Origin of the sequence: Anaerosporobacter mobilis DSM 15930 (genome assembly GCF_900142955.1) — a bacterium.
Classification (GTDB): domain Bacteria; phylum Bacillota; class Clostridia; order Lachnospirales; family Lachnospiraceae; genus Anaerosporobacter; species Anaerosporobacter mobilis.
Genome location: NZ_FRCP01000006.1, coordinates 256,624 through 277,193 on the forward strand (window position 1 = coordinate 256,624; position 20,570 = coordinate 277,193).

Genomic DNA, 20,570 nt, shown 5'->3' on the forward strand with positions numbered 1-20,570 from the left:
AGGTCAATGGGTTGGAGTTAGCAACTTCCCTCCAATTCAAGTGGTTGGATTTGATATTGTCAATCACTCATTTGCCAAGTACATACTAAGGAGGTATTATACTAATGGGCTATAAAAATTTTAATTCAAGTGTGTATTGTCCTGTGTTTTCTATTGCTAACATTCAGGACTTTACTACATTTGAAAAACACTTCGATGAACTTGTAAAACATACTAACGTGGGCAAAGTTTATCTCGAGACTTATCGAGGCGGTAACATGTTAATAGAAGAGGAACTACTAAAACTGAAATCATTCTTTGAATCAAAAGGTATGAAACTTGCAGGTGGTATCACTACTGAAGATGAAGACCATGGTGATGGTGGATTTCATCCTTTCTGCTACACTTCTAGCCAAACAAGAGAGAAGCTCAAATCTATTGTTACGCTTACTTCCAAACTGTTTGATGAGTTTATCTTAGATGATTTCTACTTTACAAACTGTCGTTGCCCAAGATGTATCGAAACAAAGGGAACTCGTTCTTGGACACAATTTCGTCTAGATTTGATGAAAGATATCTCCGAAAATGCTATCGTTAAGACAGCGAAAGAAGTAAATCCCAATGTCAAAGCAATTATCAAATACCCTAACTGGTATGAGCATTATCAAGATGCTGGATATAATCTAGAAGATGAACCACTTATCTTCGATTATATATACACTGGAACAGAAACCAGAAACCCTATGTATTCACAGCAGCATCTACCTAAATATCTTAGTTACTTTATCGTTCGCTATTTAGAACATGTAAAGCCTGGAAAAAACCTAGGTGGTTGGTTTGATCCATATGAATGCACCTATAACCTGACTTCTTATCTAGATCAGGCTTATCTTACCCTATTTGCCAAAGCGAAGGAAGCTATGTTATTCAATCTATCATCCTTAACCAAAGATCCTACCTTTCATAACTTTGCACCTGCAGTAGGACGAATGATGGAGGATGTTGACGGATATCTTCAATTATTAGGAACTCCAACAGGTGTGGCAACCTACCTTCCATACCATAGCCACGGCGAAGACTTTTTACACAATTATATTGGTATGTGTGGTATTCCGCTTGACCCTTATCCAACATACCCTAGCGAAGCTAAGAATATTCTATTAACAGCAAATGCGGCTTGCGATCCTGAGATTATAGAGAAAGTTAAGAAGAGTTTGATGCATGGTGCTGATGTTATGGTGACTTCCGGTTTTGTAGAAAAACTTGGTGATGACTTCCTTGAATTCATGCATGTCACTTATACCTCTAGAAAAGCACTTGTAAACTCCTACGCATATTCCCCTAATGGCGGAGTATCTTATGGCGGACATGTAGAGACTTCTAACAAGATTCTAATACCTCAACTTGAGTTCTTTACCAACGATGTGTGGGAATTAATTGGAGGTTTAGGAACGGATAACAACTTCCCTATCCTATTAAAAACCAAGTACGGAAACGGTCGTATGTTTATCGTTACTATTCCAGATGATTTTGGCGATTTATACAACTACCCTGAAACAATTCTTAACACAATACGAGAATCCATTCAAGATCAGATGCGTGTACGTCTACAATCACGATCAAACGTAACGCTCTTTACGTATGATAATGATACTTTCATCGTCCGTTCATTCAATCCATTCATACATAACATCTCTATCGTTATTAACGAGGAAGATGTTGTCCTATATGATTTGGAAAGAGAACGGGAAGTTACTGGTACCTCAATTAATGGAGAAACTATCTTTTCAGTTGAAGCATATCCATCTACTAATATGGTATATCAAATCAAGCGATTAAATCCTTAATCACAATAAGTAACAGTAGGTAATAAATACAACATAAAAAGACAATCTTTTAAATGGTTTTATACGGTTTCGTGGATATGAAATATCCGCAAATTCGTACAAATCATAAAGATTGTCTGTTTTATTATGCATCTACAAACCCAGCTTTGGCTCTCCATTTACCACTTGCAAATCTCCACACAAAGAAGCAAACACGGAAAATCCAATCCATAACCATAGCCATCCATACGCCTAACGCTCCATATCCTAACCATACTCCTAATATATAACTGAATAGAATACGAAACGCAAACATAGAAAAGATTGATAGAATCATGGCGAATTTCACATCGTTACATGCCCTTAACGCATTCGGTAAGGTGAAGGAAGCTGGCCACAAGAATATCGCCATACCATTATGAATAAAAATTAATATATACGCTAATTTACTAGTCTCTGGTGATAAGGAAAACAATTGCAAGATCAAAGGTAATGCAAGTAAGATGCAAGTATTCGCCACTGCTGTTATTGCATATGTAATCTTTAATATCTTCTTCGTATAATATTTAACCTGTTTTTCGTCATGGGCACCTACGCATTGCCCGACTACTGTAATCATTGCAAGACTCATAGCTTGACCTGCTATACAACCCATACTATCAATGGTATTAGCAACTCCATTAGCTGCTATCTGTATCGTACCAAATCGTGCAATTATACTAACTACGATTACACGTCCAAACTGAAACAATCCACTCTCTATTCCACTTGGAATTCCGATATATAAGATTCTCTTAATCATATACCAATCGGGCCGTATACTTCTACCCACCAGATGTACCTCATTCTTTTTATTACATAACAAGAAAAACATAATACCTGCTGCCACCGACCTAGATAGTAACGACGGTATTGCTACCCCCTCAACCCCCATCTTGCAGCCGTAGATAAAGATTGCATTGCCAGCTATATTTATTATATTCATAAGAATAGACACCTTCATTGATAACTTCGAGTTACCCATGGCACGGAACAATGCGGCACTAGAATTATAGATAGCTAGAAACGGGAAGGATAAAGCAGTTACTATAAAATAGGTTGATGCATTGCTCATAACATCTTCCTCTATCGATCCAAACAATACGGATAGTATGGTTTTCCTGAATAAGATCGAAAGAATCATTACAACTGTTGAAATGGTTAGCGCAATCAACAGTAATTGTTTTGCTGACCTACATGCCTTATCTTTTCTCTTTGCACCAATAAACTGTGCTGTTACTACAGCTCCTCCTGTCGCTAATGCAGCAAAGACTGCGATAATAAGATTATTGATCATATCAACAAGCGAGACACCCGATATGGCTGCCTCGCCTACTGTTGACACCATGACTACATCGGCCATTCCAACCGTTACAGCCAGTACCTGTTCAATAATCAATGGTACTATTAATTTCTTTAAGCTACTTTTTGAAAATAACATGATATCTCCTACTGTCGTTTTGCAATACGTCTTCTACTTTAGTAAATAGAACTTATCTATTCTATCTCATTCTAGTCGTATTTTGTCGCTTCCACAATAGTAATCCCCATATTTTTTACCAAAAATGCTTTTCACTAGGACAATTGCTTACTTTCTTAGCTGCTCTTACTTCAACAAAGCACCCACATTTTCTACACATACCGTTCTCTAGATCGTCACATTGCTTACAAAGAGAAAGCCTTCTTTGGTATTCATTCTCTTCTGTCTTTATATCGATTGGAAGTAATTCAATATATTCATACATGTTTGCATAATATCTGTCCTTATCAATTTCTGAGAGCAAACATTTCTTACATGCCCAGGTCATTATTTCACCTTAATGGATACTACACTACAAGCAGGTACAGTAAGAATTAACTTATCTCCTTCTACTCTATATCCCTCATAACTTACTGGCTCCACTACATGTCCATCTTCGAAGGAATTATAGGCATCCATTTTTGATTGTAATATTTCTGCTGAGCAATCGCCTAACGCTTTACCTACAAGATCTAGCGTAACCTCATACTCTTCCTGCAAATCACAATTGGATATTGTTATAAGAATACTTCCATCTTCTCTTATAGAAACCGATTGGGAAAGCGCAGGCACAATCACTTCTTCACCTGCCTCACAACTGTCTATATAACTGTCAAGTAAAGTAGCCTCTTGATGGTCACGGTACATACGAAATACATGGAAGGTAGGTGTCTTAATCATCTTATCGCCTTCTGTAAGAATAACCGATTGCAATACATTAACTACTTGTGCAATATTAGCCATCACCACACGGTCGGAATGTTGATTAAAGATATTCAGATTAATGGAGGCTGTAATTGCATCTCTCATTGTATTTTGTTGATATAAGAATCCTGGATTCGTACCTGGTTCTACATCAAACCAATTGCCCCATTCATCAACAATTAATCCGATTTCATGGTCTTTATCATGCTTACTCATAATTTCACAGTGTTTAACAATCAGTTCTTCGATTTGGTATGCATTTTGTATTGTCTTATAATATTCTTCTGTAGAGAACTCCGTAGCACTACCCTTCTTAGACCAATCACCTGTTGGGATAGTATAGTAATGAAGACTAATTGCCTTTGTATGAAACGTATTCAACATAGACATAAGCTTATCCGTCCAATTATAATCAGCTGCGTTAGGTCCACACGCGATTTTATATAACTCGTTTCCGCTAAAATTCCTACAAAACGTTTGGTATCTTCTATATTCGTGTGCATAATACTCTGGAAGCATACTGCCTCCACAGCCCCAGTTTTCATTGCCAATACCAAGATATTTTAATTTCCATGGTTTCTCTCTTCCATTCTTCTTACGCAAATCCGCCATAGGAGAGATACCATCAAAGGTCATATATTCAACCCATTCAGCAAGCTCTTGTACAGTACCACTACCTACATTTCCAGAGATATATGGTTCACAGCCAATCTGTTCACATAGCTCCATGAATTCATGAGTACCAAAACTATTATCTTCTGTTACACCACCCCAATTGGTATTAACCATCTTCTTTCTATCTTCTTTTGGTCCAATACCATCTTTCCAATGATATTCATCTGCAAAACAGCCACCTGGCCAACGAAGTACTGGTGTCTTGATTTCTTTTAAGGCTTCTACAACATCGTTTCTCATACCATTCGTATTAGGAATAGCAGAATTCTCTCCAACATAAATCCCCTCATAGATACATCTTCCTAGATGCTCAGAGAAATGTCCGTAGATTTCTTTGTTAATTTTACTCTTACGATTTGCTGCGTTTACATATAGTTTCGCTTGTTTCATCTTGTACCTCCTAAAGTATCTCCATATATTTTTTCATGAATTTTATATCTCAATGTTACATAATTGACAAATTGATTACAATGATATATCTTATTATAAAACTGATATATTCTATTTTTTATTATATGAATAATCCCATAATGGAGTGACTTAAAATGAAACTACATAGCATAGGTTATCACTACCGAGAAAATTCAAACTTTTATATTCATCGCCCTCATGGGTCAGGTGATTATCTACTTCTACTCACCTTAACACCTAGCTTCTTCAAGATTAATGGTGAAACCATCTTAACGAAACCAAACTGTTTGATTTTGTTCAACAAAATGTCTCCACAATATTATGGCGCCGTTAGTCAGCCCTTTTGTAATGATTTCATACACTTCGACTTTGAAGACGAAGCTGAACAATCCTATGTTTCTTCCATTATCTCCTATGATACTTTATATGAAATTCCAACCATGGAGTTGGTATCGAGAAAGGTTCGTGATTTAAGTTTTGAGCATCTCTCAGCAAATAGCAGAAAAGAAGATTCCATGCAGCTAATCGTAAAACTTCTATTTCTAAAAATCGAAGAACAACTCAAGGCCAATGAATTAACTACACCTTATTCGCCATATTACCACGATTTGCTCTCATTACGTTCGTATATCTATAACTCCGTAGATAAGAAGCACACCACACAGGAATTGGCAAGTAGATTAGACCTTAGTCCTTCTCACTTTCACGCCTTATACAAAAAAACCTTTGGAATATCCTGTATTCAGGATGTGATTGTTAGTAAGGTAGAATTCGCCAAATATCATCTTACTCAAACCAATTATCGGATTAAGGAAATCGCTGCCCTCTGTGGTTATGAAAACGATGTACACTTTATGAGACAGTTTAAGAAACTAACTGGCTACACACCAAAAGAATACAGAAACAGGGTATCACATAAGGAGTAATCCTTAGTGATACCCTGTTATTCATTTATTTGGTTACGGTAACTTTTGTAGTTAGTTTTTTCACTGTTTTATCAGGCATAGTAACAGTGGCTGTTATAGTTGCTGCTCCTTTTGACTTAGCAGTTATTTTACCGGTCTTTGACACCACTACAATCTTCTTATTACTACTCTTCCATTGTACACTTGCCTTCTCTGGAATTGGTAGAGTAATTTTCTTACTCTTATTCACCTTTAAGGATAACTTCGACAACATCTTAATATCAGATGTTGTTACTTTATAATTCTTTTCTGAAATCGGATATTCTTCCAATATCTCTTCCGTAGCAAATTGATCTGTAGCAATATGATCTTTATTAAACGTATTACTACCTTTTAGAAAATAATCATAATAGATCCTAGTTCCTCCAATGGGATCATCCCATGTAGGATCAACAAAATACCACTTATTCTTTAACTTAACTATATTCCATGCATGTAGCGTCTGTACACCATCTGTCTCGGCTAGTCCCGTAATAACTTTACAAGGAATCCCTGCCTCAGTTAACATCTTATAATATAATAGGGCATAACCATTACATACGGTACTATTATTAAACAAACCATCATATGCACTGAATTTCTCTAAGTCTGTATCGTATTCCAAACGATCAACAATATAGTCGTGTATCGTTTTCACTTTTCCATATGGCGACATGCTCCGTACACCTAGAGATTCTAGTTCTTTCTTAATCTCAGCATCAACTTCATTGGTCTCCTCTAATGTCTCATAATAACTAAATTTTATAACGAATAAACTTCCATTAGAAGATACGGTATATGATTTAAGTAATCCTTGTAAATAATCTGCATCACTGGATGTATTTTCATCGTCTATCTGGTATGCATCCGTTAACATATCATCAAAGTCCTTAAAAATCTTATCCCCATCTTTTCCTATATAAGTTATTATTACTTTACTTTCACGATTTGTAACTGCCTTATACAATTCATTGATGAATTCATCACGATTTTTCGTTGTCGCTGCTGTTACAATCTGCGGAAAGATAAGTGAAATCATTAAAAGGATACATAGTAAAAATGTTCTCCGCTTTTTAACATACATCCTATTTTCCTCCTACCCATTCTTACCCTAACGTTAATTGTCCAGTTACTTCTTTCGCTTTTTCAAGTATTTCTTCCATTTCTTCCTAGTTGATTTGCTTAAATGGTGCTCCATAAGATCGGCTTCAAGATTAGCAGTTTCTTCGTCAACTTCTAAAACTTCTATTAGAAATTTACGAATCACCTTATATGACTCATAGATATTATTCGCTGCTTTTTCGCCTTTTGGAGTTAACTTAACTGTTCCATAATGTTCATGCACGATAAATCCGTCCTCTTTTAGGGTATTAATTGCTCGATTTACACTTGGCTTAGATAACCCTAAATATTTTGCTACATCTGTTACTCTTACCTCTTCATGCTCTCGTGCTAGAATATAAATCTGCTTAAGATAATCTTCTTGTGATGCGGTAAGTGTATATTTCTCTTTCATTGTACCTCCAGATTATTAATTATCACACTGGTAACTCTTAAAGAACTGATTCAGGTTAGTTAATGCCATTACTAATGTAGTGGTTTCTTGTTCTCCTAATCCCTCTATCATTGCTTTAATCATCTTCTCATGGAAGTTCTTATGATGTGCATATGCCTCTTTACCAAGTTCGCTTAGTGATATCAACACTACTCGTTTATCTTTTTCACTGCGAGTTCGATTCACATATCCTTTTTTAACAAGACTGTTTATCGCAATCGTTAACGTCCCAACTGTTACTTTTAATGTTTTTGCTATAGAAGACATATTCTTAGCTGCTTTGTCTCCAATTGCTTCTATGATATGCATGTCATTATTTGTAATATTTTTAAATCGTTCCGTAATAATAGCTTTTTGTTCCAACTCCATTATATCGTTAAACAAATTGACTAACGTTTCATGAAACGTGCTGTATGCATCCATATTATTTCCTCATTTCTATATCGCCTAGGTTAACGTAAGTGTATGCCCCCCGTGTAGCCTTGACTACCATCGATTTATTTAGATGGAACAACTTCTAACCAGTAACCATCTGGATCACTGATAAAATAGATTCCCATGTCAGGATTTTCAAAACATACACAATCCATTTCCTTGTGTTTCTTTAAAGCTGCTTCATAATCATCTACTTGGAAAGCTAGATGGAATTCATTGTCTCCTAAATTATAAGGACGATCCCATTCTTTTAACCAAGTAAGCTCTAGAAGATGTGGTGTAGTTTCATCGCCAAGATATACAAGAATGAAGCTTCCATCTGGTGCTTCGAATCTTCTTGTTTCCACAAGTCCTAACGCTTCTTTATAAAATGAAAGAGATTTATCAAGATCAAATACGTTATAATTATTATGTGCAAATGTAAATTTCATATGCTACCTCCCATTTTTATTATCTGTAGTAATATCTTAACATAGCTTTTCTTTGATTTCAAATAATAACGTCAATACATAGCGAAATATATGAGTGTTAATTATCACTTTTTCCTTGTATTGACATTGCATTATTTGATAAGAAGTATTATAATAAAACAAGATAAAGCATATAATCATTTTATGATTGATGAAAAATACTGAGGAAACATAGATATACCAGTACTTTAGCTACCAAGGAATAGTTTACTATAATAGCAATATCACAGCGTTAGCTGTGTTATGCATAAACAAGCCACAAAAGAACAAAACACAAATGATAAATAACAAAAGTACATAGGAATAAAATACGAATGATAATTACTACCAACGATAAAGAATTAAATTACAAAAGATTACCATACGAAGGATAAAGAAATATAGATACAAAAGATAAAGAAAAAATATAACAACAAAAGGATATCCAATTGGATATCCTTTTGTTAATTCACTCGCAACGCTGAAGTTCGTAGTGGTACTAGTAACAACGACATTATACAGTTGCTCATCGAACTACGTTCGGCATAACATTAGTCGGGTATTCTAATACTAATAAATCAAGAATTTCATTATGAGCTATTTCAAACCCCTACAATAGATTCAGTATCCAATTTATCGGGTTAAGTACTTGTAGTGTTTGCATACTCTTAGGCATATGTTCTGTCGCTACAAAAGTTCCGGCTAGTAATGATAAGATAATTGCTACAGACGATGCGGTTAGATTTGCCCTCAGATCACTCTTACTTAATTTGACGATACACATGGACAATACTGCTGCTAATAAAGCAATGGTTAATACAATGGTTATAAACAGAGTAAACTCCATTCGTACCCTTGGCATTATTGCCGTCATAAGCCCCAGACACACTCCACACTGAACCGCAGTAATTAGGAACGTATATCCACAGTAACCAATAAAATAACTACCTTTTACGCGACCAGACATCATATATCTAGAAATAGTTCCACTTTTTTGATCCTTAAGATATTGTGTTGCATGAACGGTTGCTAATATTAAAAAGGTTGTTATTAATAAACCCACTGCCTGCTTTGCCGTCTTCGATGATTTTTCTGAGTTCGAAACGTTTTTTGCTATTACTGTGCTAGCTTTAATCTCTCGGACCTGTGGTTCTAGAGGTTTTGTCGTATCGATATATCTATGATATCTCCCCATTATAAGATTCGTATTTATTAAAGTTGACTCAGCCCTTTGAACTTCAATACCCTGATACCCATCTAGTTGTTCCATAACATACTTAATATCTTCTTTTGTTGTATTTGCATCGTCTAGAATTCCTACCCGTACTATATTAGTCTTAAACTGTAGAGAAATAACCGTTACTACACATATCAGCAAAGGAGCCAATACAACCATTACTATATTCATGCGGTTTCTCATTGCCCTCTTTATATTATTCTTTATAACCAGGTAAATCCCCATGTAAAAATTCCTCCTTTTTAAATGTTGTTATAGCAAAAATCGAAATGAATACACCAACCACAACATGAATCAATATTAGAATGCATACTCCTGATTTCATATGATCGAACAGCATAGCAAAAAGATAACGGTTTACGTGAGTAAGAGGTGATAAATTAAGGACTCCTTGAACTACTGGATTACTAGTTCCAAGTGGGAAAAACACTCCTGCTGCTACTGCACACAACCCCACAGGTAGATTGATAAGATTCTTAATGAAAAGAAAATTCTTCATACCTGTTCCGAGAAGTACGCCGATTGCTGCAACTAAAAAACTCATAGCCACTAATAATAAACAAATCAAGATCCACTCTATTCCTCTAGGTAATTGCCATATGAAGCCACATATGACGAAAGTAAAACAGTTACAGATACTGAATACGATTGTACACGAGAATATCTTAGATAAAACAATCTGTCGTTCACTTATTGGCGCCATAACTATACGCACAGCTGTTTTTGCATAAGCTTCCTCTTTACCAGCATAAGCAGCAGTAATCAGGGCCATACATGCACAGAATGGAATCATTACAACCGTATAGTATTGGTAACTTGTTATAACATCACCAAATTGATTCCTAGTCAACACACCTAATATACTAATTAACAAGATAGGAAATATAATGTTATAGCCAATAGAAAAACCTTCTTTTATTCTTCTTCCTGTTTGAAAACGAATTAAAACCTTTAGTATATTCATCTATTCCACCCCATCTCTTAAATCTGTCCCCGTTAAAGTCAAGAATATTGACTCTAAGTTTTCGCACCCCTTATCATAGTACCTTTTCTTGATTATATCTTTCTCATCATCCACAAGGAGCTTACCATAGTCCATAATAATCACTCGATTACACAATTCTTCGATTTCTTCAATGTAATGTGATATATAGATGACGGTAGTTCCTCTCTCTTGTAAAGTTCGAATCAAATGCATAATATGATTCCTCGACTGCGGGTCTATTCCTACAGTTGGCTCATCCATAATTAAGATTTCAGGGGAATGAACGACGGAACAAGCAATATTTAATCTTCGCTTCATACCACCAGAGAATTTAGATGGAGATTCTTTTCTACGATCCCACAACCCAACAAAATTCAAAACTTCTTCTATTCTGTTTTGAAGCTCTAACCCTTTATAACCATATAACGATCCAAAGAATTTAACATTGTCGTAAGCACTTAAGTCCTCATATAATGCAATATCTTGCGGAACAACTCCAAGCCTTTTCTTAAAATTGATGGCATTCTTTTGTATGTTCTCTCCATGGAATAAAACCACACCGTTATCCGCCTTCTCAATTCCCGCTATAACCTTAGTCAATGTACTCTTACCTGCACCGTTAGGTCCAAGTAGTCCAATGATATCCCCCGTTTGAACTCTAAAACTAATTTCCTTTAATACTTCTACCTTGTTATAACTTTTCTGCATATCCTGTAATTCCATAATACATTCTTTTTCCTTCTTAATCTCTTTTAACATAACAGCCTCTTTCTCCTTATTAATTATTTTTTGACCAATATTGTTTATCCAACATTGGATATATGCTTATATATTTAGGTGCAGCATTGAAAGTCAAAGAAATTTCTATGGCGTTATCCACATTAGGCTTCCTATCTTAGACGATATTCCATACTTTCTTCAAGACTTTTCAACATTTGCACCTTATATACTTTTTGAGCGTAGTTATGACTTCTGTCTTTGTAATTCTTCTAATATTAAGTCCAGGTTATCTAGAGCTTTACTCGGATTATCCTTAATAATATCTTTTATTTTATTCAAATAGCTAATTTTTTGATCCACTTCAGACACTTCTACTTCTGTTTCATCACTATCTACATCAAACTGTATAATGAAGTTCTTCATGGCATCCCCTTCATTCAAATATAGCTCTAGATTATCTAATAGCTCTTTATGCCAAAGAATCTGATCCTCTAACGCATTAATTGTCATCGAGAAAGATAACTGGACCAATTTAGTTGCATCTTTACCTGCCTTTATGTCGGACCATCTCTTCCAATATTCGCGCTTTTCTTCTAGTTCTTTAATATGGTTTTGAATCGCTACCTTTAATTCAGATTCATCAAGTAATGAAAGCATAGGTTCTATAATGAATTTGGGTGACCCTGTACCAGCAATTGGGGTTTGTAACACACTCATTATCTCCTTATGCATCTCCTTCATACCATGTTCTGTAATCTTATAGATCTTACGCACTCTTGATCCAGTTCTCTCTTCCCTTAAAACATCAATACATTTTTCTTTTTCCAGTTTTGTTAATGCATAATAAATAGATCCTGACTGAATCTTCATCCATTGATCCGTACCTGACAGCTGAATGAATTTTTGAATCTCATACCCGTGTGTTGGCTTTATACTAAGATAATATAGAATTAACGCTCTTATCATACAATTCCTCTTTTCCAGAAACAATAGAAAGCACGTTTTTGAACTTTCTATTGTCATGAATTTTTCTTAGTCTACAGTACTATAGACATAGCAATTACTCAACGTTGGATATATTATATATCCAACGTTGAGTAATTGTCAATACATTGCTATATTTTTCTAACACAATCTTACTATTGTGTTATTATTAAACCGTTTAATGCAAGAAAATATACTTTATATATGCTATTATTTATATTAGTTTGCCTATTCAATTACACTTTACATTTTAATTTCACTGTAGTATTGGATAGCATATCAATGAATAACGGAGGATTCTACTATTGAAAAATAAATACCAAAAAACCATATATGCCTGTTTTACTGGTTATATTGTTCAAGCTATTATTAATAATTTCGTCCCTTTACTCTTTCTTACCCTACAATCAACCTATCAGATCTCTTTATCCAAGATAACCTTTCTAGTGACTGTTAACTTCGGATTACAACTTATAATTGATTTACTATCCATAGGCTTTGTAGACAAAATAGGCTATCGTGCCTCCGCTTTACTTGCCCACATCTTCTCCGCTGCAGGATTAATCTTATTAACTATCCTTCCAGATTTGATGTCGGATGCCTATATAGGAATAATAATATCCGTAATGGTTTACGCAATTGGTGGTGGTTTACTCGAAGTTCTAATCAGTCCGATTGTAGAAGCTTGCCCTACAGATAACAAAGAAAAGGCTATGAGTTTACTTCATTCCTTCTATTGTTGGGGCCATGTAAGTGTTGTTTTACTTTCCACTTTATTCTTTGCCCTATTCGGTATACATAACTGGAAGTTACTTGCTATCTTCTGGGCTATCATTCCTATTATAAATGCCATCTCCTTTACTAAGGTACCAATTGCTCCACTCATAGACGATGATGAAACTGGTTTGAAATTGAAAGATTTAGTAAAGACGAAAGTTTTCTGGGTGCTTATGTTGCTAATGGTTTGTGCAGGAGCAAGCGAACAAGCGGTAAGTCAATGGGCCTCAACTTTTGCAGAAAAAGGACTACATGTTAGTAAGACGGTTGGTGACCTCGCAGGACCAATGTTATTTGCTATCCTTATGGGAACCTCACGTGCAATATACGGAAAATACGGTCATAAAATTAATTTGAATCGCTTCATGTTATTCAGTGGTTTCACTTGCGTCCTATCTTACCTGATTATATCTCTTTCTCCATATCCTGTCCTAGGACTAATCGGTTGTGGTTTATGTGGATTATCGGTAGGAATATTATGGCCTGGAACCTTCAGTATTGCCTCTGCTACTATACGTGGAGGCGGCACTGCCATGTTCGCCTTCCTTGCATTAGCTGGTGATCTTGGTTGCTCTGGTGGACCAACCTTTGTGGGATTGGTATCTAGTACCTTCTCTGATAACTTGAAAGCAGGAATCTTAGGGGCGATTATATTCCCGATTCTTCTTATTCTTGGTATTAAGGTATTAGGTCGCATGCAGACTAATAAAAATGTTCATGCAATCAATAAATAATTGTAGACGCAATGACAATTGTGATTGTTTATTACTTTAAGAACAGAACTAATTTTGTTCTGATCAATAATTATATAGTGAGCCACTTATGTAAAAGACTACAATAAAACTTTGCTTCACTAAAAGGAAGACGTGATTGATCTTGATTAAAAGCAATCACGTCTTCCTTCTATATTAACTATTAATTACATATTCTATTTTATAGCTATTCAGCCCTTTAATCCTAACATTGTTTAAAGAACTCTTCCGCATCCTCTAAGAATCTATGAATATCCTCTTCTGTATGAGCTGCAGATAAGAAAATTGCCTCGAATTGGCTTGGTCCAATATAATGTCCTTTATTCAGCATATGATTAAAATATCTACCAAACATAATAGTATCAGACGTTTTTGCGGACACATAATCTACTACAGGTTCCTTCGTAAAGAATATACAGCTTAATGAACCAATTCCATTCACTACACATGGAATTTCGTACTTCTTAACTAAATCACGTAAACCTGAACGAAGTCTTTCTCCATATCCGTTAATTTTCCTATAGATTTCTGGGTGATCCTTCAGTATTCTAAGTTGTGTAATCCCTGCACGCATAGCTACGGGGTTTCCACTTAATGTACCTGCTTGATATACAGCTCCTACTGGGGATACAACTTGCATCACATCTTTACGTCCACCATAAGCTCCAACCGGCATTCCTCCGCCTATAATCTTACCATAAGTAATAAGATCCGGTTTGATACCAAAGTAACCTGATGCACCTTCTAATTGTAAACGAAATCCCGTAATTACTTCATCAAAGATAAGAAGTGCTCCTTCTCTTGTACAGATTTCTCGTAACCCTTGTAAGAAACCTTCCTGTGGTAAAATAACACCCATATTCGCTGCAATCGGTTCAACGATTAAACTTGCAATCTCACCTGTATTCTCGACAAATAATTTCTCTACACTTTCAAGATTATTATATACTGCAGTTAATGTATCCTCTGCACAACCGGCCGGTACACCTGCACTATCCGGTACACCTGACGTCATAACACCAGAACCAGCTTTCACTAGCATAGCATCTGCATGACCATGGTAACAACCTTCAAACTTAATTACCTTATTACGTGCCGTGTATCCTCTTGCAACACGAATTGCACTCATAACAGCTTCTGTTCCTGAATTCACCATTCGTATCATCTCAATGGAAGGCACTATATCACAAATCAACTTAGCCATCTCCACTTCAATTTCTGTCGCTGCACCAAAGCTAAGACCTTTATCAATTGCTTCTTGTACCGCTACTTGTACCTGCTCATTCTTATGTCCAAGAATCATCGGCCCCCAAGAACCAATGTAATCAATATATTCATTCCCATCTACGTCATAGATGTATTGTTTCTCTGCCCTATCTATAAATCTCGGACTTCCACCAACCGCTTGAAAAGCACGTACCGGACTATTCACACCACCTGGTATAATCTCAACTGCTTCTGTAAATAAACGTTCTGATTTATCTGTCTTCATTCTTACCTCCATGCATAATTCAAGACAATTTTTAATCTTACAAATTAATGCCATTTACTTCACTTAAAAATACTTGCTATAGTCCCCTTGTGGGATTTCTTTCTCTAAACCAACTACCCGTGGCCATTGATTCGTATCGTCAATTATAAAGCCCATAATCATTCCCATATGAGAATGTAAATGTCTATACTGTGCTAATATTAGAGTAAACTTTGCATATTCACAATTAACTGGTTTTTCTAATAATTCTTTATCCAGCAAACCATTTACATAGTTTATTATTTTCTCTGCTATTTGATTATAATAATACTCAATATCTTCTCTTGCTAGCCTCTTCTCACTAGTAACATCTAGATTATTCAGATCCTTCACATGTATTGATGGCTCCTGATAATTCAGATCACGGGGATTAATAAACCACAAATCTAACGAATGTAGCATATGATAAACATGCTTCCATAATGGCATCTCACCATATATCTTATTCCATAATCCATTCGGGATACAGTCAATTACATTTTTCACTTCCCACAATGTCCTTCTTGTCTGATCCTCAATTATCTTCGTTAAGGAATCCTGCACTAACATTGTAATCCCCCCCTTATTATTATAATTCTATAGACAGTTGCGATACTCTTTGTAATGGCGACAAACATATCAATGTGTTTTATGTCTACCGTTACAATTCTCTGCATTGTGTTAAACGTCCCATACAATGCTTTCTATTGTATGGGTAAGTAACACAATTTTAAGAGAATTGTAGTAGGTAGCCTTAAAACACAGATATGTTGTCGACATGGAGAAGAGTTTCGCAATTACCTAATTATAATTCTACCCTATTCTTCCTTCCTCGATGTACCCTGCAATTTCCTTCGCATAATAAGAGATGAGAATATCTGCACCAGCACGAAACATACTGACAGCAGATTCACCAACTACCGCGGCCTCATCTATGTAACCTGCCATTGCTGCTGCTTTAATCATTGAATATTCTCCACTAACACTATATACCGCACAAGGAACTGGAAAACGTTCAGAAATCTCTTTGACTATATCTAAGTACGCAAGACCCGGTTTTACCATAAGAATATCCGCACCTTCAGCTAGATCTAATTCTGCTTCCTTAATTGCCTCTCTTTTATTATGGTAATCCATTTGGTAGGATTTGCGATCACCAAATGCTGGTGCTGAACCAGCTGCATCACGAAATGGTCCGTAGAAAGCTGATGAATATTTCACCGCATAAGACATAATAGGCGTATTCGTATATCCTGCACCATCTAAGGTATTGCGAATTGCTAAGATTCTACCATCCATCATATCCGATGGAGCTACCATATCCGCTCCTGCTTGAACATGAGATAAAGATGTCTTAGCTAATACTTCTAAGGTACTATCATTATCTACCGTGTGATCGTGTAATATACCGCAATGCCCATGGGAGGTGTATTCACATAGACAGACGTCCGTAATTAGATATAAGTCAGGAAATTCTCTCTTAGCAAGTTCCAGTGCTTTTTGCACAATACCATCCTCTGCCCAAGCTCCGCTACCACACGCATCCTTATGTTCAGGAATACCAAAAAACAAAACTCCACGCACTCCTGATTTCTGAATACGTTCCAATTCATATGCTAAGGTATCTAAACTATAACGATACTGACCAGGCATAGCCGCTATCTCTTCCCTAATCTTCTGCCCTTCTTTCACGAATACTGGATAGATTAAACCATTCTTTGAAACTCTAGTCTCTCTAACCATATCGCGAAGTATTTGGCTTCCTCTTAACCTTCTTGGTCTATTAAGTAATTCCATCTATATCACTATTCCTTTCATAATCTGCTTCAGATTTCTTATAATTCTTGCCTAACTCACTATGATACCAATCACGTTATGCACCTTATAAATAACTGTTAGGATTTTGCTTTGACATGACCTCCGAGCCCAATTTAGGCGACTTGGAACGCCCTTATTTGCTCAAACATTCTACCATACTATCAATCGTAGCCTTTTTAGAAACACCCACTTGTATTCCAAACTTAGTAGCTGCCGCCGCTGTTTGTTCCCCTATACAGACTGCCTTAATCTTAGTATAATCTATATCTGTAAGACATGATGTAAATGCCTTAACGCAGGAAGCACTCGTAAACATCACATAGTCTATCATTTTGCTCTCAATACCTGTACTAATCCTTGTTGCAAGCTCTTCATCAATAAGGTACAGGGTACGATAAACGGCCACATCTTGATATGAAATCTTATTGTCTTCTAAAACTTCTACTAAATCTTCTGTGGCATCTTCTGCACGGTATAATGTTACATAAGGATTTTGACCAAACTCCTTAATTAAACCTGTCGCAAGTTCTTTACCACAATAGATATCTGGCATGTAATCTGCTTCAATACCATGTAGTCGTAACTCCTTCCTTGTAGCATTACCAACTACCCCAAACTTAACACCCATACTATACAGATGGCGTATATCTTTCTTAGTTACTGTTAATAGCGAGAAGAAACTCTCCACACCTTTTGGACTTGTAAACAGAATCCATTGTTCGCCACTTACTTCACTAATCTTATCAAAACTCCTAGAAAATCTCTCTAACTCTTCTTGTTCTTTTATTGTTATGGTCTTAATTACAGGCATCTCAATGACATGAGCTCCCCGTGCGCGTAGTTTTTCAGTAAGTGTAGAACTCTTTTCTTTTGGTCTTGTTACTACAACCTGAATACCTGCAAGTGGCTGTTTCTCAATCCATGCAAAAGAATCCGACAAACTACACACCTCACCAACTACAATAATCGCAGGAGTTTGTATAATTGCCTGATCTGCTGCCGCTTTAAGTGTTTCTACCGTTGCAATAACTCTTCTTTGCTTTGCACTTGTTCCTTTTTCAAGGACAGCTGCTGGAGTTTGTGGATTCATACCCGCTTCTATTAACGACTTACAAATCTCCTCAAGTGCTCCTATCCCCATGAGAAATATAAGAGTTGCCTTCATCTTAACTAAAGCATCATACTGAATTCTAGATGATCCACCCTTTTTTGCATGCCCAGTAATAATATGGACAGAGGAGGTGTAGTCTCTATGTGTAACTGGTATCCCTGCATAGGCTGGAACAGAAACAGCAGAAGTAATTCCAGGAACAATCTCGTACGGAATGTTATTCTCTACTAACAATTCTAATTCTTCTCCACCTCGGCCGAATACAAACGGATCTCCACCTTTTAAACGAACTACTCTATTTCCTTCCAAGGCTTCCATAAGTAGAATTTTATTAATCTCTTCTTGAGGAACTAGATGATGATTTGCCCGTTTCCCTACATTTATTCTCTTTGCAGAAGACGGAATTAACGATGCGATTTCATCACTAACAAGTGCATCATATACAACCACCTCTGCCGACTCAAGCACTTGTTTTCCCTTCACGGTTAACAATCCAATATCCCCTGGTCCTGCTCCTACAAGCCACACTTTACCTTTTTTATCTACCATATAAACAGGCTAACTCCTTCCTAAATTGCAGTCACATACAATGCTCTTTATTGAATACCAAGTCGTGTGATTCTAAGCAAATTGTTGGTGACAACCTTAAACACAGATGTACTGTTTACGCGAAAATATCTTCACACTATCTACCACTTCTTAGTTGTCTCGCTAATGTTTCTCCTAATTTTGCTGCTTTCTCTACCTCACCATGAATACTTCCAATACGAATATCTTCACTATCTTCTTCACAATATAAGCCTTGTAAGCTTATCTCATTGCCTTTTATCTGTGCATAAGCAGCTATTGGAGAAGAACAACCTCCATCAAGTGCTGTTACAAATGCACGTTCACAAGTCGATATAATTTCTGATTCTTTATTAAGAAATGTATCTAAGAAAGAGTAATCCAATCCCCTTCTTCCTTGGATAGCTAAGATTCCCTGACCTGCTGCAGGAATCATTTCTTCTGTTGACAATACTCTTGTAACGATACTTTCTAACCCTAATCTCTTAATTCCTGCTAATGCAAGCACAATACCATTGTAGTTTTGTTCCTCCATCTTTTTAATCCGAGTCTGTACATTGCCTCGTATCGTCTCAAATTGTAAGTTCGGATAGAGCTTCTTTAATTGCAGCACTCTTCTCTTACTTGATGACCCAATAATTCCACATTCCTCTTCCATATGGAAGCCATCTTTTAAGATAAGCACGTCCCTTGGATCCTCTCTTTTCGAATATCCAATGAGCGGTAAATCTTCGGGTATCTCCATTGGCATATCTTTAAGACTATGAACAGATAAATCAATTCTACCTTCTCTAAGAGCGATATCAAGTTCTTTCACAAACAAGCCTTTGCCTCCAACTTTATCAAGGCTTTTGTCTAAAATCTTATCACCTGTAGTTTTCATAGTAACTAATTCTAATTCAAGTTCTGGGTGGGCTTTTCTAATAGCCTCTATAACAATCTGTGACTGTGTTACTGCTAGCCTACTATCTCTGCTCCCAATCCTAATTCTCTTTCTAATTCTTCCTTCCATATAGACCTCCTTAATTTAACTTATTCAAATGAAATTAAGCACGAGCAAAGTGAGTATTTGGTTTCCTTCGATAAGTTAACGATAGAATCTCATTCCTTCTGCACTATGGATTTTAATACATTCTTTATTCCATCTGTAACTCTTTTGGCCATTTTATGATCGGTTCCACTGGCGCTTACTCCAACAACAACAGCTTCTTCTTTCGCGATACCAGGGAAGTAGAAAGTGGATTCTTCCTTGCTATCTGCTACACTAACCGGAATTAATACTTTCAAACATTCCTGTCCAACTTTATAATTAATCAACCTTTGATTCGTCGCAGTTACCACAATTGCGGCTCCAATAACATCTCTCTCTTGATAAGAACGGGCATGCCAAGTAATCTTCTCCTCATTAGCTAAATTCTTTAGTGCTTCTGAGATTTCTGGTGCGATTACCTCTATATTACACCCAAAGGAGCATAATGTCTGTACTCTTCTTGTAGCAATCACACCACCACCAACTACAACTACTCTTTTATTTAATAAATTTATGAATATCGGAAAATATGCCTGTTCCAT

General features: G+C 36.2%; 20 protein-coding genes. 3 read left to right on the plus strand and 17 right to left on the minus strand.

The annotated features are described in order from the left end of the window. Positions 1-104 precede the first annotated feature (104 nt). Positions 105-1,826 (plus strand): hypothetical protein, encoded by a 1,722-nt coding sequence (locus tag BUB90_RS03900; RefSeq protein ID WP_073283114.1) that lies wholly within the window; start codon positions 105-107, stop codon positions 1,824-1,826. 124 nt (positions 1,827-1,950) lie between these two features. On the opposite strand, the gene BUB90_RS03905 is transcribed toward BUB90_RS03900, so the two are convergent. The 3 genes from BUB90_RS03905 to BUB90_RS03915 form a co-directional block, all read right to left on the minus strand. After that, positions 1,951-3,285, minus strand: coding sequence for an MATE family efflux transporter (locus BUB90_RS03905; protein WP_073283117.1), 1,335 nt, complete (start codon positions 3,283-3,285; stop codon positions 1,951-1,953). A 115-nt stretch (positions 3,286-3,400) separates the two neighbouring features. Beyond that, positions 3,401-3,652 carry a DUF6171 family protein gene (locus BUB90_RS03910; protein WP_073283121.1) on the minus strand — a complete coding sequence of 84 codons (252 nt, stop codon included), beginning with the start codon at positions 3,650-3,652 and terminating at the stop codon, positions 3,401-3,403. Beyond that, on the minus strand, positions 3,652-5,133 hold the full coding sequence (locus tag BUB90_RS03915) for an alpha-N-arabinofuranosidase (RefSeq protein WP_073283124.1): 1,482 nt from the start codon (positions 5,131-5,133) through the stop codon (positions 3,652-3,654). The genes BUB90_RS03910 and BUB90_RS03915 overlap by 1 nt, the downstream gene beginning before the upstream one ends. Positions 5,134-5,288: 155 nt before the next feature. On the opposite strand from BUB90_RS03915, the gene BUB90_RS03920 reads away from it, so the two are divergent. Continuing rightward, entirely contained in the window at positions 5,289-6,080 is a 792-nt protein-coding gene (locus tag BUB90_RS03920; protein ID WP_073283127.1) for an AraC family transcriptional regulator, read from the plus strand. A gap of 25 nt (positions 6,081-6,105) precedes the next feature. Here BUB90_RS03920 and BUB90_RS03925 read toward each other — a convergent pair whose 3' ends face one another. The 8 genes from BUB90_RS03925 to BUB90_RS03960 form a co-directional block, all read right to left on the minus strand. Then, positions 6,106-7,182 carry a transglutaminase domain-containing protein gene (locus BUB90_RS03925; protein ID WP_073283131.1) on the minus strand — a complete coding sequence of 359 codons (1,077 nt, stop codon included), beginning with the start codon at positions 7,180-7,182 and terminating at the stop codon, positions 6,106-6,108. A 45-nt stretch (positions 7,183-7,227) separates the two neighbouring features. After that, entirely contained in the window at positions 7,228-7,614 is a 387-nt protein-coding gene (locus BUB90_RS03930; protein ID WP_073283136.1) for a metal-dependent transcriptional regulator, read from the minus strand. 15 nt (positions 7,615-7,629) lie between these two features. After that, positions 7,630-8,076 carry a MarR family winged helix-turn-helix transcriptional regulator gene (locus BUB90_RS03935; protein ID WP_073283139.1) on the minus strand — a complete coding sequence of 149 codons (447 nt, stop codon included), beginning with the start codon at positions 8,074-8,076 and terminating at the stop codon, positions 7,630-7,632. A gap of 74 nt (positions 8,077-8,150) precedes the next feature. Beyond that, positions 8,151-8,519: a VOC family protein gene (locus BUB90_RS03940; protein WP_073283142.1), complete on the minus strand. Its 369-nt coding sequence runs from the start codon at positions 8,517-8,519 to the stop codon at positions 8,151-8,153. A 628-nt stretch (positions 8,520-9,147) separates the two neighbouring features. Then, complete coding sequence (locus BUB90_RS03945) at positions 9,148-9,999, minus strand: ABC transporter permease (RefSeq protein ID WP_073283145.1); 852 nt, start codon at positions 9,997-9,999, stop codon at positions 9,148-9,150. After that, entirely contained in the window at positions 9,971-10,738 is a 768-nt protein-coding gene (locus BUB90_RS03950; RefSeq protein ID WP_073283149.1) for an ABC transporter permease, read from the minus strand. Before BUB90_RS03950 ends, BUB90_RS03945 begins: the two co-directional genes overlap by 29 nt. Then, positions 10,739-11,518 (minus strand): ABC transporter ATP-binding protein, encoded by a 780-nt coding sequence (locus BUB90_RS03955; protein ID WP_073283152.1) that lies wholly within the window; start codon positions 11,516-11,518, stop codon positions 10,739-10,741. Positions 11,519-11,722: 204 nt separating this feature from the next. Further along, positions 11,723-12,445: a PadR family transcriptional regulator gene (locus tag BUB90_RS03960; RefSeq protein WP_073283156.1), complete on the minus strand. Its 723-nt coding sequence runs from the start codon at positions 12,443-12,445 to the stop codon at positions 11,723-11,725. A gap of 323 nt (positions 12,446-12,768) precedes the next feature. On the opposite strand from BUB90_RS03960, the gene BUB90_RS03965 reads away from it, so the two are divergent. Then, positions 12,769-13,974 carry an MFS transporter gene (locus tag BUB90_RS03965; protein ID WP_073283159.1) on the plus strand — a complete coding sequence of 402 codons (1,206 nt, stop codon included), beginning with the start codon at positions 12,769-12,771 and terminating at the stop codon, positions 13,972-13,974. Between the two features lie 223 nt (positions 13,975-14,197). Here the strand turns inward: BUB90_RS03965 and hemL are convergent, their stop codons facing one another. From hemL to BUB90_RS03995, 6 genes are all read right to left on the minus strand, one after another. Next, positions 14,198-15,484 carry a glutamate-1-semialdehyde 2,1-aminomutase gene (hemL, locus tag BUB90_RS03970; RefSeq protein ID WP_073283163.1) on the minus strand — a complete coding sequence of 429 codons (1,287 nt, stop codon included), beginning with the start codon at positions 15,482-15,484 and terminating at the stop codon, positions 14,198-14,200. A gap of 63 nt (positions 15,485-15,547) precedes the next feature. After that, complete coding sequence (locus BUB90_RS03975; RefSeq protein WP_073283167.1) at positions 15,548-16,072, minus strand: hypothetical protein; 525 nt, start codon at positions 16,070-16,072, stop codon at positions 15,548-15,550. A 243-nt stretch (positions 16,073-16,315) separates the two neighbouring features. Next, complete coding sequence (gene hemB / locus BUB90_RS03980) at positions 16,316-17,299, minus strand: porphobilinogen synthase (protein ID WP_073283172.1); 984 nt, start codon at positions 17,297-17,299, stop codon at positions 16,316-16,318. 154 nt (positions 17,300-17,453) lie between these two features. Beyond that, entirely contained in the window at positions 17,454-18,980 is a 1,527-nt protein-coding gene (gene cobA / locus BUB90_RS03985; protein ID WP_073283175.1) for a uroporphyrinogen-III C-methyltransferase, read from the minus strand. A gap of 136 nt (positions 18,981-19,116) precedes the next feature. Beyond that, entirely contained in the window at positions 19,117-20,010 is an 894-nt protein-coding gene (gene hemC, locus BUB90_RS03990; protein WP_084139076.1) for a hydroxymethylbilane synthase, read from the minus strand. An 89-nt stretch (positions 20,011-20,099) separates the two neighbouring features. Beyond that, complete coding sequence (locus tag BUB90_RS03995) at positions 20,100-20,570, minus strand: precorrin-2 dehydrogenase/sirohydrochlorin ferrochelatase family protein (RefSeq protein ID WP_073283180.1); 471 nt, start codon at positions 20,568-20,570, stop codon at positions 20,100-20,102.